We start from the raw sequence: 15,216 nt of genomic DNA, 5'->3' as shown, positions 1-15,216 counted from the left end.
GAGTGCACGATGCCGCCGGGGGCAGATCGCGGCGGGAAGGGAAATTGCCTATCTAAATAAAAGCGATTACCATCCGCGAGGCGCTAATGTCGAACATATCGTTCCGTATTGGCTCTCCCTTGCTCCCCGCTCTCCGAGGCATACAACATGCGTGCATCCTCCCGCCCGTGGCGGCTGTCTCCCCTGGCCGCCGCCGTCCGCTATGGCCTGGGTCTCTCCCTGGTCGGCGCGTCTTCCCTGGCGCTGGCCCAGGACGACGTCACCGATATCGCGTCCGATCCCCTGGTGGTCAGCGCCACCGCCCTGAAGGTGGATACCCCGCTGGTGGAGACGCCGCGGGCGGTATCCTCGGTGGACCGTGACGAACTCGACGAACGCAACGTCCAGCGACTGGACGAATCCTTTCGCTACCGGGCCGGCGTGCTGTCCGGACACTACGGCGCCGACAACAACACCGACTGGTTCAAGGTCCGCGGCTTCGATCAGGCGACCTACCAGGACGGCCTGCGTGTCTATCGCCAGGGGTATTTCCAGTGGCTGCCCGAGCCCTACGGCCTGGAGCGGGTCGAGGTGTTCAAGGGCCCGGCCTCGATCCTCTATGGCGAGGCGCCGTCCGGCGGCCTGATCAACGCCGTCAGCAAGCGCCCCACCGCCGAGCGCCAGGGCGAGATCGAGGTCCAGGTCGGCAACCGCGCCCATCGCCAGTTCGCCGTCGATACCTCGGGGCCGGCCACCGAGAGCGGCGACGTGCGCTATCGCCTGGTGGGGCTCTACAAGGAGCGCGACGGCGACCTGAACGACACCGAGAACGAGCGCTACTATTTCGCGCCGAGCCTCGAGTGGGACCTCTCCGACGACACCCGGCTCACGCTGCTGGCCAGCGTCCAGAAGGACGACGGCATCCCGGTCAACCCGTTCAAGCTGGCCTACGGCACGCTGCAGGACACGCCCTTCGGCAAGGTCGACCCGCAGACCAACTACGGGGCGCCGGACTACGACAAGGACGAGCGCACCCAGACGGCCATCGGCTACGAGTTCCGCCACTTCCTCGATGACACCTGGACCTTCGAGCAGGACTTCCGCTACAGCCACCTGGACCTGGACCTGCGCAGCTCCTACATCCTTAGCGGCACCGGGGACGGGCAGACGGCCTTCCGCGGCCACCTGCAGCGCGACGGCGAGATCGACAGCTTCACTCTCGACAACCGGATGGTGGGCAAGTGGTACACCGAGCGCACGGAGAACACCCTGCTGGTCGGGGTCGACTACCAGGATCTCAGCCTCGACGGCCGTGAGTTCGACAACTTCGCCTACGACGTCGTCGACATCTTCGACCCCCAGGGCGACATCGCCCCGGTGCCCCGCGACCAGCTGAGCCGCCGGCAAATCGACAAGGAGCAGCTGGGCCTCTACCTGCAGGACCAGCTGCGCATCGACGATCGCTGGGTCCTGCTGGGTGCCGTGCGCTACGACAGCGCCGACGTGCGCAACGAATCCGAGCGCCTGAATGTCACGGTGGACGAGACCCAGACCGCGACCTCCTGGTCCGGGGGCGCGATGTATCTCGGCGACCATGGCATCAATCCCTACCTCAGCTATACCGAGTCCTTCCAGCCCGAAGCGCAGACCAACGCCGCCGGTGCCATCTTCGAGGAGATCGAAGGCAAGCAGTGGGAGGCCGGGGTCAAGGTCGCGCCCTCGCACTGGGACGGCTACCTGACGGCGGCGGTCTTCGACCTCGAGGAGTCCAACTCCTTCGCGACGACCCCCGGCGGCTACCAGGCCCAGGAGGGCGAGAAGACCGCCACCGGCGTCGAGCTGGAAGGCGTGGGCTATCTCACCGAGGCGCTCCAGCTGACCGCGGCCTACACCTACACCGATGCGCGCGACGCCAACGACGACCGCGCGGCGCTGATTCCCCGCCACATGGCGTCCGCCTGGCTGGACTACGATGTCGCGGGCACGGGCCTGTCGGTGGGCGCGGGCGTCCGCTACGTGGGCGAGTCGGTCGATGGCGATGCCACCGTGCCCGACTACACCGTCGGCGATGCCATGGCCCGCTACGACTTCGATCGTCACTGGACGGCGCAGCTCAACGTCAACAACATCACCGATGAAGAGTACGTCGCCAGCTGCGATTTCTGGTGCTACTACGGTGAATCGCGCAGCGTGATCGGCAGCCTCAGCTACCGCTTCTGAGCGGCCCCGCTCATCGAGCCTCCCGCGCCCGGCCCCTGGCCGGGCGCGGTCGTTTCGGGTCAGTCGTGGGCGACCAGACCCGCTGCCGCCAGGCGTGCCCGGTCGACCCGGTCGGGAAAGCGGGCCAGCAAGTGCGCGAGCTTGGGGGCAATGCGAGCTTGGCAGAAGGGGCGTTCGGGGTGGGAGAAGAAGTAATGGCGATAGCGTGGCGCGGCGGGGCGAAAGCCGGACAGCGGCAGGACGCGGGTCACCAGCGGCGCCTCGAAGTCGGCCTGCTGGCGTGCAAGGGCCTTCCGCGCCGCCCGGCGCCGGCTCGCCTCGTTTGAGTAGACCGCCGAGGGGTAGGCGTCGCGGCGGGTATGGTTCGCGGTGCAGTGGTGCGTCTGCAGATGGGCGGCGATCAGCGCCTCGAGGGGCAGGCGGCGAGGATCGAAATCGACGCGCACCGCCTCGACGGGCCCGGCGGCATCGCCCCGGGAGGTGACGAAACCGGGTAGCGCCGTCTCGACGCCGAGCAGTGCCTCGCAGACCGCCTCCATGCACCAGTAGCAGCCCCCGCTGAGGGCGATCCGGGCGATGGGCGAGGTGTGAGCAGCGGGCGGGCTGGGGGTAACCATATGGCGGCGACCGGCGGTGAGGCGTGTCGTCAGCCTAACGCCGGCGCAGGCCCCACGGGAAGTCGACGTTCCTGCCCTTTGCTCAGCCCCCGAAAGGCGAGGGCGATGTCGCGGGGGCCGGGTCGAGCAGCGGCAGGTCCGCGGGGGCCTGCATGCCGGCCACGAACAGCGAGAGCCCCAGGATCAGGATGATTGCCCCGCCGGCGAAGCCGGCCGCGCGCAGGCAGCGCTCGATGCCCGAGCCGAGCGTCGAGCGCGCGAGGCGGCGCTCGGCCCAGTCCCGGGCCATCACGCTGGCGAGTGCCAGCGCCGAGACCGTCAGGGCCGTGCCCGCGGCCATGGCCAGCACCGCCAGTACGCCGCTCCAGTAATGCCCCAGCAGGGAAGCGGCGCCGACCAGCAGCACGCTGCCGCTGCAGGGGCGCATGCCGATCGAGGCCACCACGGCCAGGGCGCCGCGCCAGTCCTTGGCCTGGTCGGGCGTCAGGTGATGGGCGCAGTCACACTCGTGCGCGTCGTGCTCGTGCTCGTGGTCGTGGTCGTGGTCGTGGTCGTGAGCATGGGCGTTAGCCCGGTGGGCGTGGCCATGACCGGCCAGCGCCCGCCAGCACAGCCAGCCCCCCAGCAGGGCGACGAGCAGGTAGCTGGCCTGCTCGAGCCAGGTCACCGAGCCCATGGCCTGGCGCGTCAGCCAGCCCAGGCCGTGGACCAGCACCGTGACCAGGCCGATGGCCACCAGCGCCTGCAGCAGCGAGGCCAGGCAGGACAGCAGCAGCGCCCGGCGCAGCGCCCCGCCCTGGCTGAGCAGGTAGGTGCCGAGCACCGCCTTGCCGTGGCCGGGGCCGGCGGCATGGAAGACCCCGTAGCCGAAGCTCAGGCCCAGCAGGCTCAGCCAGGCGGTCGTGCCCGGGGCGTCGCTGAGGCGGGTGATCGCCTCGGTCAGGGCGCGATGCAGGTCCCGCTGCCAGGCGACCAGCTCCAGGCCGAGGCCCTGGCCGGCGACGTGCCAGGCGATGGCCAGCGCCGCCAGGACCAGCGCGCCGAGCCCTACCAGCCAGGGCCAGCGCCGCGCAGGTGTCGTGCGTTTCAGCGAGGGCTGCATTGCACTTCTCCCGTTTCGGCGAAGAAGCGCCCCAGCCCTTCGCTGCCTTGCTCGCCGCGGTCGAGGCTGGCCGCCTCGGCGACCTTGGCCGGGTCGGGATCGGCGGCCAGGATGCGGGTGGTGCAGTCGGCGCCGGCCACGCGCAGCGCGTCCGGCCTGGGCGTCTCGTCGTCCGCCTCGTGCAGCACCTCGAGATAGTAGGTCGGGTCATAGATGCGATAGCGGATCGGCGCCCCGTCCAGCGGCTGCGGCGTGGCCAGCGGCAGCCGGAACATCAGCTCGACGCGGCCATTGCGGGCCAGGGTGGTGATGTCGTCGACCTCGCCGAGGGCGACCGGCTGGCCGTCCCGGGTCACGTGGGTGAAGTAGTGCTTGGGCGCGAGGTTGTGGCGTATCTCCACGCCGAGCCGGTCGAGGCGTGCCTCCATCGAGGCCTCGCCCTCGGCGGCGCGCAGTTCCTCCAGCAGCAGCTGGCTGTAGAAGGGATCGAGGCGCCAGCGCTGCTGCAGGGCCTCGGCTCGTCCCTGTGCATCCATCATCACCCGCACCGAGACGTCCACCCAGCCGTGGGGATGGGCCGCGGCCGGCAGCGGCCACAGCGACAGCAGCAGGAGGGCGAGGAGGCCCGGCATGGCAGGGCGCCGGCGAGGCAGGTGCGTCGTGTTCATAGGCGTCTCAGTCCCCACATGAAGTAAGCGCCGCCGAGCAGCGAAGCGACCAGGCCGGCCGGGATCTCCTGGGGGAACAGCAGCTGGCGGCCCAGCCAGTCGGCCAGCACCATCAGCAGCGCCCCGACCAGCGCCGCCCCGGCGAGATGGGCCCGGGCGCGGGCGAAGCCTAGCAGCCGGGCCATGTGCGGCGCCAGCAGGCCGACGAAGGACAGCGGCCCCACCACCAGGGTGGCGGCCGCGGTGAGCAGGGCCACCAGCAGCAACAGGGCGAGCCGCGACCGGCGCAGGGGGATGCCCAGGGCGACGGCGGTGGCGCCGCCCAGCGGCAGGATATCCAGCCAGCGGGCGAGCGGGGCGGCCGCCAGCGCCAGCAGCAGGGCGACGCCGGCCACCGCCGAGGCGCTGGTGGCGTCGACGTAGTAGGTGGAGCCGGACAGCCAGGCGATGATCTGCTGGCCGCGCGGGTCGCCGCCGGCCAGCACCACGGCCTTGATGGCCTCGAACAGCGCGGTGATCGCGACCCCGGTGAGCAGCAGGCGCGCCGGCTGGAAGCCGCTCTTGCGGTTGACCAGCACCAGCACCGCCAGGGTCACCAGGGCGCCCAGGGTGCCGATCCCGACCAGCGTCAGGTTGCCGGGAGCCGGCAGCAGGAAGATCGCCCCCATCAGGGCGATGGCGCTGCCGCCGCTGATGCCGAGCACCTCGGGGCTGGCCATGGGGTTGGCGGTCAGGCGCTGGATCAGGGTGCCGGCGATGGCCAGCATCAGCCCGCAGCCGGCGGCGGCCAGCAGGCGCGGCCATCGCCACTGCAGCAGCTCGCCATGGCCCGGCGAGGCCCATTGCCAGCCGTCGTCGCCCTGGCCGGCGAGGACGGCGATCACCGCCACGCCGAGCAGCGCCGCGGCCAGCAGTGCGGCCCGCCGTCGCGGGGCCGGGTGGCGGGTGCCGACCGTCCCGGCGCTCCGAGGCGGCGTCTCGCCGGCGAGGCGCAGGCGAGGAATCAGCCACAGCAGCAGCGGGGCGCCCAGGGCGGCGGTGGTGGCACCGGTGGGAATCAGCGTCGGCAGGATGCCAGCATAGCGCTGCAGCAGCTGGTCGGTGGTCGCCAGCAGCAGGGCGCCCAGCAGCGTCGACCAGATCAGTCGGGCTCCCAGCCGACGAGCCCCGGCCAGGCGCACGATGTTGGGCGCCGCCAGGCCGATGAAGCCGACCACGCCGACCACGCTGACCACGCAGCCGGTGAGGAACACCGCCAGGCCGAGCCCGCCCAGGCGCAGCCACTTGAGCGACACCCCGAGGCTCTTGGCGCTGGCGTCGTCCAGCTCCAGCACCGCCAGCGGGCGCAGCAGCCAGGCGGCGAGCAGGGCGCCCAACGCCAGGCGCGGGGCCAGGAAGGCGACGTCCTGCCAACCGTTCTGGGCCAGCGAACCGGCCCCCCAGATCAGCAGCCCCTTGAGCTCCTCCTGGTGGAAGAGCAGCAGCACCATGGCCAGCGCGCCGAGGTAGAGGTTGACCACCAGCCCGCCGAGCACCACCACCACCGGCGACAGGCCGCGCCGCCAGGCGAGCAGGAACACCAGGCCCATGGCCAGGCCGCCGCCGGCCAGGGCCGCCCACTCGCGGCCCAGGGCCAGCAGGCCCGGTGCCGCCAGGCTGGCGACCATCAGCCCCAGGTTGGCGCCGCTGGCCACGCCCAGGGTGGTGGGCGCCGCCAGCGGATTGCGCAGCACCTGCTGCATCAGCACCCCGGCCAGCGCCAGGCCGCCGCCGGCCAGCAGCGCCATGGCCAGGCGCGGCCACCAGGCGAAGTGCAGCACCAGGGTGTCGGCGGCCGCGCCGGGCACGGAGCGCAGCGCGGTCAGGCCGTCTGCCAGGCCGGGGCCGGCGTGCAGGTGGGCCAGTGCCAGTGCCGTCAGCGCCAGGCCGAGCAGCAGGCAGGCGCGCCCCGGCGTCAGTCGGCGCGGCGGGCAAGGCGAGGAGAGGGCGTCAGTGGACATGGTCGTTCTCCAGGGCGGCGACCAGCAGTTCGGCGAAGCGCTGCGCCGAGGGCAGGGCGCCGAAGCTCCAGACCGGGGCCAGGGTCAGCGGGGCGCCACGGCCCTGGCCTACCAGACGCTGCCACAGGCCACTGTCGGCCAGGGCCTCGCGGACACCGGCGGGGTAGGGCTCGACCACCACCAGCCGGGCATCGAGGCCGGCCAGGGCCTCGATGGGCACCAGCGAGAAGCCCCAGGCGTTGGTGGTGCCGGTCCAGGCGTTGGTGAGCCCCAGCCGGTCCAGCACCGCCTGGTAGAGGCCGTTGTCGCCGAATACCCGCACGTGGCGGTCATCCATGAACTGCACGACCAGCAGCGGCGGGGTGCCCTCGTCGAGCCGCCGGCCGAGGGCCGCCAGGCGCGACTCGGTGGCTTCGATCAACCGGATGGCCGCCTCGGGGCGCTCGACGATGTCGGCGATCCGGCGGGTCAGCTCGCGCATCTCCGTCCAGGTGTCGCGACCGGGGCTGTAGAGCGGCAGGTTGTCCACCGGTGCGATGCGCTCGAGGCGCGGCGTGAGGTTGGCGAACATCGGCGAGATCAGGATGCGCTCGGGGTCGAGGTCGGACAGCAGCTCGAGGTTGGGCTGGCTGCGCAGCCCCAGGTCGGTGACCGAGTCGGGCAGGGCGGGCTCGTCCACCCAGGCATGATAGGCATCGACCTGGGCGACCGCCGCGGGTGGCGTGCCGAGGGCGACCAGGGTCTCGGCCACCGTCCAGTCGAGGGAAGCCAGGCGCGGCGGGGCGGCCAGGGCCGGGCCCGCGTAGAGCAGGGCCAGGGACGTGGCGGTGCAGAGCAGGGTCAGCAGGGCGACGAGCGGCAGCGCGACGCGGCGCCGGAGGCGGCGAAGGGCAGGCAAGACGGGCTCCATGATCGATTGACGGCGTGACTAGTGGGCGATGGCGACCCGGTGTTCGCCGACGGGATGGCGCATCACGTGCATGGGGATGCCGTAGATGGCCTCGAGGGTATCGCCGGTCATCAGCTTCGCCGGGGAGCCCTCGGCCAGCAGGCGTCCGCCGTGCAGGGCCACCAGGCGGTCACAGTAGCGCGAGGCCATGTTGATGTCATGCAGGACGATCACCACGCCGAGGCCCAGCTCCTGGGACAGCCGGTGGATCAGCGCCAGCACCTCCACCTGATGGGCGATGTCGAGCGCCGCCAGGGGCTCGTCGAGCAGCAGGAAGCGGCTGCCCTGGGCCAGCAGCATGGCCAGCCAGACGCGCTGGCGCTCGCCGCCGGAGAGGGTGTCCACCAGGCGGTCGGCGAAGGGCTCGGTATGGGTCAGCGCCATGGCGCGCTCGACCTGGTTGCGGTCTTCCCGGGTATGGCGACCCAGCAGGCCGTGCCAAGGATAGCGCCCCAGCCCGATCAGCTCGCGTCCGGTCAGCGACTCGGCGCTGGGCAGGTGCTGAGGCAGGTAGGCCACCTGGCGCGCGAACTCCCGATGGCCCCAGTCGCCCAGGGGGCGGCCATCGAAGCGGACCTCTCCGCCGCTGGCGGGCTGCTGCTGGGCCAGCAGCTTGAGCAGCGTCGACTTGCCTGAGCCGTTGTGCCCGATCAAGCCATGGACCCGGCCCTCCTCGAACTGCAGGTCGAGGGGAGACAGCAGGCGTTTGCCATTGACCTCGAAGGTCGCGGCCTGGGCTTCGAACATGATGGACTCCGTGACTCGTCGATTGCGTCCTTTCCCCGTGGCGAGGCCCGGGGCGGGCAACCGCCCGAGGGTACCTGGGATAAGAATGGTTATCAATGGAAGAGCGAGTATCGCCTTGTTTCGATAATAATTGTTATTAGCATTATCGACTAAACTTTGCCATGCTGATCACCCGAGCCATTTCATCCTCGTTTTCAGGAGGACATCACGTCATGCCACATGTCTTGCCCGACATTCCCTATGCCTACGATGCGCTGGAGCCGCATATCGATGCCCTGACCATGGAGATCCACCATTCCCGGCATCACCAGACCTACGTCAACAACCTCAACGCCGCCCTGGAAGGCACCGGCCTCGAGGAAGTGCCGGTGGATGAGCTGATCGCCAACCTCGACCGGGTGCCGGACGACAAGCGCCAGGCGGTGATCAACAACGGCGGCGGTCATTCCAATCACTCGATGTTCTGGCGGTTCATGTCGCCCCGGGGCGGCGGCGCGCCACAGGGCCGGGTCGGCGAGGCCATCGAGCGCGAGCTGGGCGGCTTCGAGGCCTTCAAGGAAGCCTTCACCCAGGCGGCCCTGACGCGCTTCGGCAGCGGCTGGGCCTGGCTCAGCGTCACCCCGCAGAAGACGCTGGTGGTGGAGAACAGCCTCAACCAGGACAGCCCGCTGATGCACGGCAATACGCCGGTGCTGGGGCTGGATGTCTGGGAGCATGCCTACTACCTGAAGTACCAGAACAAGCGTCCCGACTATATCGCCGCCTTCTATGAGGTGGTCGACTGGGACGAGGTCGAGCGTCGCTATCAGGCCATCGCTGGCTGAGCGGCGCCCGCGGCGGGACAGCTGACCGTCGACAGGGTATGGTAGCCATCCCCGCTCGCCCGGCGGCCCCATGAGGCCGCCGGGCGACGCCCTCTGCGCTGCCATGGAGAGTCACGCATGTCGAGTACCAGTAGCTTCCGGGCCCTGGGACGCCTGTTGCGCTACGCCCGCGGCTATCGCCGACGGATCGTCGCCGCCACCGCCTGTTCGATCATCAACAAGCTGTTCGATATCGCCCCGGAGATCCTCATCGGGGTGGCCATCGACGTGGTGGTCAACCAGGAGGACAGCTTCGTCGCCGGGCTCGGCTTCACCTCGGCGAAGGAGCAGATCCTGATCCTCGGGGTGCTGACCTTCTTCATCTGGGCCGGCGAGTCGCTGTTCGAGTACCTCTACCAGATCCTGTGGCGCAACCTGGCCCAGCGCCTGCAATCCGACCTGCGCCAGGACGCCTACGAACACGCCCAGCGCCTGGACATGGGTTTCTTCGAGTCGCGAAGCTCGGGGCAGCTGGTGGCGACCATGAACGACGACGTCAACCAGCTCGAGCGCTTCCTGGACGGCGGCGCCAACGCCATGATCCAGGTCGGCGTCACCGTGGTGGCGGTGGGCGCGGTGTTCTTCGTGCTCTCGCCGCTGATCGCGCTGCTGGCCTTCACGCCGATCCCGCTGATCGTGTGGGGCGCCTTCTACTTCCAGCGCAAGGCCGGGCCGCTGTACGCCGAGGTGCGCGAGCGGGTCGGCGAGCTCTCGAGCCGGCTGTCCAACAACCTGGCGGGCATCGCCACCATCAAGAGCTTCACCGCCGAGGCCCGCGAGGCCGAGCGCCTGCGCCAGGCAAGCGAAGCCTACGTGGCGGCCAACCGCCGGGCGATTCGCATCAGCTCGGCGTTCATTCCGGTGATCCGCATGGCGATCCTCACCGGCTTCCTTGCCACCTTCACGGTGGGCGGGATGATGGCCCTGCGCGGCGAGCTCAACGTCGGCGCCTACGGCGTGCTGGTGTTCCTCACCCAGCGGCTGCTGTGGCCGCTGACCGGGCTGGCCCAGGTCATCGACCTGTTCGAGCGCGCCATGGCCAGCACCCGGCGCATCCTCGACCTGCTGGCCACGCCGATCCAGGTGCGTGACGACGCCGGCCGGGCGCTCGCCGCCCCGGTGCGCGGCGAGGTGCGCTTCGAGGGCGTGGCCTTCCGCTACGGCGAGTCCGGCGCCGGGGTCGAGGGTATCGACCTGGCGGTGCCGGCGGGGCATACCCTGGCGCTGGTGGGCGCCACCGGCTCCGGCAAGTCGACGCTGATCAAGCTGCTACTGCGCTTCGTCGAGCCGGCCGCGGGGCGGGTGACCGTCGACGGCCAGTCGCTGGACGCGGTGTCGCTGGCCTCGCTGCGCGGGGCGATCGGGCTGGTCAGCCAGGATGTCTACCTGTTCGAGGGCTCGATCCGCGACAACATCGCCTACGGCAGGCCCGACGCCGGGGAGGCCGAGATCGTCGCGGCGGCGCGCACCGCCGAGGCCTGGGACTTCATTCAGGCGCTGCCCGAGGGGCTCGACACCGCGGTGGGCGAGCGCGGCGTGCGGCTCTCCGGCGGCCAGCGCCAGCGGCTGTCGCTGGCCCGGGCGCTGCTCAAGGATCCGCCGATCCTGGTGCTCGACGAGGCCACCAGCGCGGTAGACAACGAGACCGAGGCGGCCATCCAGCGCTCGCTGCGCCGTATCGGTCACGGGCGCACGGTGATCATGATCGCCCACCGCCTCTCGACCATCGTGCACGCCGACGAGATCGCGGTGATCGAGGCGGGGCGGGTGGCCGAACGCGGCACCCACCGCGAGCTGCTGGCGACCGACGGGCGCTACGCCGCCCAGTGGCGGGTGCAGACCGGCGAGCTGGAGGCGGCGGACGCCACTTTCTAGGGCCCAGGAGCGCTCGGCGCAGGACGGCCGAGCAGCAAGCGGCGACGCACCAAAAAACCGGCGGCCCGAGGGCCGCCGGTTTGCGTCTTAGTGGCTTAGTGGCGAAGCGGCAGGATCAGAAATCGTAGCTGACGGTGGCCTTCACGCTGCGCTCGGCGCCGAAGTAGCAGTAGCTGAGGCTATAGCAGGAGGCCACGTAGTCCTCGTCGAGCAGGTTGTTGACGTTGAGCCTGGCGGTCACGCCTTCCAGGCCCACTTCGCCGAAGTCGTAGCCGATCATGCCGTCGAGCAGGGTGTAGCTCGGGACTTCCCGGGTGTTGTCGCGGTCGGCGTAGCTCTCGGTGTAGTGGCGGACACCCAGGCCGGCATCCAGGCCACGCAGCGGGCCGCGGGAGGCGTCATAGAGGCCCCACAGGGTCGCGGTATGCTCCGGCACCTGGTTGACTCGGTTGCCCTCGTAGCCGTTGCCGGTCTCCTCGAAGGTGGCGTCGGTGTAGGTGTAGCCCGCATGCACGCCGAAATCCTGTGTCAGTTGAACGCGTGCCTCCAGCTCGATGCCCTGGGACTGGATCTCGCCGATGGTTTCGTATTCCGCCTCGGGGTTTTCCTTGGTGGCCACGTTTTCCTGGGTGATGTGGAAGGCCGTCAGGCTGTATTGATCGGCGGTGCCGTTCGGCTGGAACTTGATCCCGGTCTCGATCTGCTCGCCCTCCGTCGGTTCGAGGATGGTGCCATCGAGCTTCGACAGGCTGTTGGGCGAGAACGAGGTGGTGTAGTTGATGAACGGCGACATGCCGTTATCGAAGGCGTAGAGCAGGCCGGCGCGGCCGCTGAACTGGGTGTCCTCGCGGGAATTGGTGGTACCGCTCAGCGCTTCGGCGTTATCGATTTCCACCCAGTCATGGCGCGCGCCGAGCATGGCATGCCAGTTGCCCCAGTGGATCTGGTCCTGGACGTAGGTGCCGATCTGCTCGAGCTCGCGGTCCTTCTCGTAATAGGTGGTGACGTTCGTCGGGGTGGCGCCGTACTGGGGATCGAAGACATCGATGGGCGTCAGGGCGCCGTAGGCGTCCACGGTGTCGGTCTGGCGATACTGGTAGTCGGCGCCGAACAGCAGGCGATGGTTCACGCCGCCGGCATCGAGGTGGTACTCGAGCTGGTGGTCGACGGTCCAGGCCTCGAGGTCCTCCTCGCCCTCCAGGTAGCCACGATTCATCTCGGTATCGTTGGCATAGCTGGTGACATAGGCCTGCTCGATGGCGACGTCGGACTCCAGGTAGCGCACCTTCTGCCGCGCGCTCAGGTTGTCGCTGAAGCGATGTTCGAGCTCGTAACCCAGCAGGTTCTGGTCACGTTCGAAGAGATCATGACCGGGTTCGCCCTCGAAGGTGTCGTTGTCGATGTGCCGGCCAAAACGGCGGGATACTGCGCCCTCGTAAGGCATGCCGGCATGGTAGCCGCCCTCGGGTTCCCGGGAGAGATAGGCGTTGAGGTTCAGGGTGGTCCGGTCCGTGATGTCCCAGGTGACACTCGGCGCGATGGCATAGCTTTCTTCCTCGACCGGCGCGAACTGGGTTTCCTCGCCGCGGGTGATACCGGTGATGCGGAAGGCGGCGCGCTGACTCTCGTCGATGCTGCCGGTGACATCGAAGCCGGCATGGTATTGGTCACGGTTGCCGTAGCCGGCCGTGACCTCTCCTGTCACCTCGTCCGTGAACTCGGGGCGCTTACTGGTCAGCGACACCAGGCCCCCCGGGGAGGCGCGGCCGTAGAGCACCGAGGCCGGCCCCTTGACCACTTCCATGGACTCGAGCATGTAAGGGTCGATCTTGAGCGAGGAGAAGGTGCCGGCATCGCCCATCACCTTCAGGCCGTCGAGGAAGGTATTGCTCACGCTGCCGTCGGTGAAGCCGCGCAGCACGATGTAGTCGTAACGGTTGGACGAGCCGATCTGATCGGTGAAGACACCGGGGGTTTAGTCCAGCGCCCGTTGAACCGTCTCGGCTCCCTTCTGCTCCCACTCGTCGCGCTCCACGCGGGAGGTGGCCTGGGGCGTCTCGTTGAATGGCGTCTCGGTCTTGGTGGCCGCCTGGCCGGTGACGGTCAGGGTGTCCAGCTGCTCCGATGGCTGGGCGAACGCGTTGAGGCTGGTACCGGCGGCGAGCGCTACCGCCAGCGCCAATGGGCGAGGGGTCGACATGGGGATGTTCCTTGGTGTGAATGGCTAACGCTGAGTAATGAGAATTATTGCTTTTCAAGGGGCGGGGCGAGGTATGCGCAGCGCTCACTCATCTATGCGCGGTGCTCAGCCGGCGTGGAGCAGGGAACTCGGCGCCACACCGTAGCGGCGGCGGAAGGCGGTGGCGAAGTTGGAGGCGTGGCGATAGCCGCAGAAGTGGGCGGCCTGCTGCACGCTGTAGCCGCGGCTCAGGTAGTCGTGGGCGAGGCGCAATCGGCAGTCGCGCAGGTAGTCGAAGACGCTGCGGCCGAAGGCGGCCTGGAACTTGCGCCGCAGGCTGGCGGGACTCATGGCGGCGAGCTTCGCCAGAGCCTCCAGGCGGTGCTCGGCGGCCGGTGTCTCCTCCAACGCGGCGCGGACCCGCTCCAGGCGTTGGTGTTCCCCGGGAGGCAGGGGGATCGCAGGGCCGGATGCCGGGGCCATCGTCGGCGGCAGGCCGTGGGCCAGCAGCTGCAGGCCGAGGCCTTCCAGCAGCAGGCCCTGGGCGCGGTCGGGCAGCGGCGAGGCCAGGGCCTGCTCGAGCCCCTGGCGCAGCGGGGTGGGCAGCCGCCAGGCATGCATGTGCGACCCCTCTTGGCCCGCAGGCGCCGCGCCCAGCTCGGCCAGGCGTGATGCCTCGAGCCCCAGGGTCAGGGCGCGGATGCGCTGCCCGGCGGGCTGGGTGGCCTGCAGGCCATGGCGGCGGTCGAGCCGCACGCTCAGCGCCGTGCCCGGCGTCAGGACCAGGCGGCGGTCCGCCAGGCGAACCTCGGCCCGGCCCTCCAGCATGACCACGATCGACAGCGGCGAGGGCGCCCGGGAGCGGGAGTCGTAGCGATGCAGCACCTCCACGTCGGAGGCCACCAGCTCCATGCCCTGGCCCAGGGCCATCTCGCGGACCTCGCCGCGCACCACCGGCTCCTCGGCCCTGGCGTGCAGCGCCGGCACCCGGTAATCGATGCCGTAACGCCGCCCGTAGGCCTGCAGGTCGCGGGCGGTATGCTGGCGTACCTGGGAAGCGATCGCGCTCAAGAGGCCGCCTTTGCCGCTCGGGCATCGCGTCGGCATTCGAGCGGGCAGTTGCCGCAGTAGCCGAGCTCGTCGATCAGGTAGCGGATGCAGCACAGCCGGCGCACCCGACGCGGCGCCTCGGCGTCGTCGGGTTCGACGTAGCGCACCGGACGATACAGCGGGTTGCGGCGCCCGTCGGCCAGTTGGCGGCTGGCCATCAGGCGATGGGCCTCGTCGGCGCCGTGGGGCGAGGCCATGGGGTGGCTCGGCAGGGCGCTGGCGAAGTACTCGAAGTAGTTGCCGGCGTTGCTCCAGAACACCTTGGGCGAGGCCCCGGTGAGGGAGGCCAGGGCCTCGATCAGCGGCGTGAGGTGGCCGTCGAGCAGGGTGGCGAAGCGGGACAGGCCGTCGAGCTCGCCGAGCGGCCGGCCGGCGTGCAGTAGATGAAGTCCGGTGGTCTGGCCTTCCGGCGACTGCGCGAGGTGCAGCTCGTCCAGCCCCAGCGGCAGGTCGCGCTCCAGCAGCAGGTTGGCGGCCAGGCCGTGGGCGCAGAGCGCGCTGAAATGCCACTTGGACCACAGCGAGGCCACTGCCCGGCGATCGCCGTTGCCGTACTGGACGCCGAAGCGCTCGAGCAGCGCGGCCAGATAGGCCGGGTCGAGCAGCCGGCGAGCGGGCACGCTGTCGGCCGCGGGCGTCGCCGCGACCTGCGGGGGTGGCAGGTGCTGCAGGGGGCCGATATAGAGCTGCGACAGCGCGAGAGTCATGGCACATCCACCGCCGAGGGAAACGTCGGCATCTTATATCAAATGGTAATCGTTATCAAAATGGCGGGCGACGGAACGACAGCGCCCACCGAGGGGGTGGGCGCGGGGTGGGGCAATCGCAGCAATGAAGCAGCGTTTCCCTAGGTTTTGTGCGAAAAGTCGGCGAGCGATGGCCAGACAAGGCAAAAATCGGCGAAAAG

12 protein-coding genes and 1 pseudogene are annotated in these 15,216 nt (G+C 69.8%); 3 read left to right on the top strand and 10 right to left on the bottom strand.

The window, feature by feature from the left end; translation table 11 throughout:
- Positions 1-147 precede the first annotated feature (147 nt).
- Positions 148-2,199, top strand: a complete 2,052-nt coding sequence (locus tag ACXAFN_RS02390) for a TonB-dependent siderophore receptor (protein WP_474985852.1) — start codon at positions 148-150, stop codon at positions 2,197-2,199.
- Between the two features lie 59 nt (positions 2,200-2,258).
- Here ACXAFN_RS02390 and ACXAFN_RS02385 read toward each other — a convergent pair whose 3' ends face one another.
- From ACXAFN_RS02385 to ACXAFN_RS02360, 6 genes are all read right to left on the bottom strand, one after another.
- On the bottom strand, positions 2,259-2,816 hold the full coding sequence (locus ACXAFN_RS02385) for a peptide-methionine (S)-S-oxide reductase (RefSeq protein WP_474985851.1): 558 nt from the start codon (positions 2,814-2,816) through the stop codon (positions 2,259-2,261).
- 82 nt (positions 2,817-2,898) lie between these two features.
- On the bottom strand, positions 2,899-3,918 hold the full coding sequence (locus ACXAFN_RS02380; protein WP_474985849.1) for a nickel/cobalt transporter: 1,020 nt from the start codon (positions 3,916-3,918) through the stop codon (positions 2,899-2,901).
- Positions 3,903-4,586 carry a DUF1007 family protein gene (locus tag ACXAFN_RS02375; RefSeq protein WP_474985847.1) on the bottom strand — a complete coding sequence of 228 codons (684 nt, stop codon included), beginning with the start codon at positions 4,584-4,586 and terminating at the stop codon, positions 3,903-3,905. Before ACXAFN_RS02375 ends, ACXAFN_RS02380 begins: the two co-directional genes overlap by 16 nt.
- Positions 4,583-6,586, bottom strand: a complete 2,004-nt coding sequence (fhuB, locus tag ACXAFN_RS02370) for a Fe(3+)-hydroxamate ABC transporter permease FhuB (protein WP_474985845.1) — start codon at positions 6,584-6,586, stop codon at positions 4,583-4,585. Before fhuB ends, ACXAFN_RS02375 begins: the two co-directional genes overlap by 4 nt.
- Positions 6,576-7,484, bottom strand: coding sequence for an iron-siderophore ABC transporter substrate-binding protein (locus tag ACXAFN_RS02365; RefSeq protein WP_474985843.1), 909 nt, complete (start codon positions 7,482-7,484; stop codon positions 6,576-6,578). The genes fhuB and ACXAFN_RS02365 overlap by 11 nt, the downstream gene beginning before the upstream one ends.
- A gap of 30 nt (positions 7,485-7,514) precedes the next feature.
- Positions 7,515-8,282, bottom strand: coding sequence for an ATP-binding cassette domain-containing protein (locus ACXAFN_RS02360; protein WP_474985842.1), 768 nt, complete (start codon positions 8,280-8,282; stop codon positions 7,515-7,517).
- Positions 8,283-8,494: 212 nt separating this feature from the next.
- Between ACXAFN_RS02360 and ACXAFN_RS02355 the strand changes: the two genes are divergently transcribed.
- Both ACXAFN_RS02355 and ACXAFN_RS02350 read left to right on the top strand, forming a co-directional pair.
- Positions 8,495-9,106 (top strand): superoxide dismutase, encoded by a 612-nt coding sequence (locus tag ACXAFN_RS02355; protein WP_474985840.1) that lies wholly within the window; start codon positions 8,495-8,497, stop codon positions 9,104-9,106.
- Between the two features lie 117 nt (positions 9,107-9,223).
- On the top strand, positions 9,224-11,020 hold the full coding sequence (locus ACXAFN_RS02350; RefSeq protein ID WP_474985838.1) for an ABC transporter ATP-binding protein: 1,797 nt from the start codon (positions 9,224-9,226) through the stop codon (positions 11,018-11,020).
- A 115-nt stretch (positions 11,021-11,135) separates the two neighbouring features.
- On the opposite strand, the pseudogene ACXAFN_RS02345 reads toward ACXAFN_RS02350, so the two are convergent.
- The 4 genes and pseudogenes from ACXAFN_RS02345 to fhuF form a co-directional block, all read right to left on the bottom strand.
- Positions 11,136-12,983, bottom strand: a pseudogene (locus ACXAFN_RS02345) (TonB-dependent siderophore receptor); the annotation flags it as partial.
- 12 nt (positions 12,984-12,995) lie between these two features.
- Positions 12,996-13,220 (bottom strand): hypothetical protein, encoded by a 225-nt coding sequence (locus ACXAFN_RS02340; protein WP_474985837.1) that lies wholly within the window; start codon positions 13,218-13,220, stop codon positions 12,996-12,998.
- A 105-nt stretch (positions 13,221-13,325) separates the two neighbouring features.
- Positions 13,326-14,270, bottom strand: a complete 945-nt coding sequence (locus ACXAFN_RS02335) for a helix-turn-helix transcriptional regulator (RefSeq protein WP_474985836.1) — start codon at positions 14,268-14,270, stop codon at positions 13,326-13,328.
- Positions 14,267-15,016 (bottom strand): siderophore-iron reductase FhuF, encoded by a 750-nt coding sequence (fhuF, locus tag ACXAFN_RS02330; RefSeq protein WP_474985834.1) that lies wholly within the window; start codon positions 15,014-15,016, stop codon positions 14,267-14,269. The genes ACXAFN_RS02335 and fhuF overlap by 4 nt, the downstream gene beginning before the upstream one ends.
- Between the last annotated feature and the right edge of the window lie 200 nt (positions 15,017-15,216).

This window comes from Halomonas sp. ABH4_019, from assembly GCF_056159885.1.
Note: the sequence above shows the minus strand (reverse complement) of the source record. Positions and strands in the feature narration are given on the sequence as shown.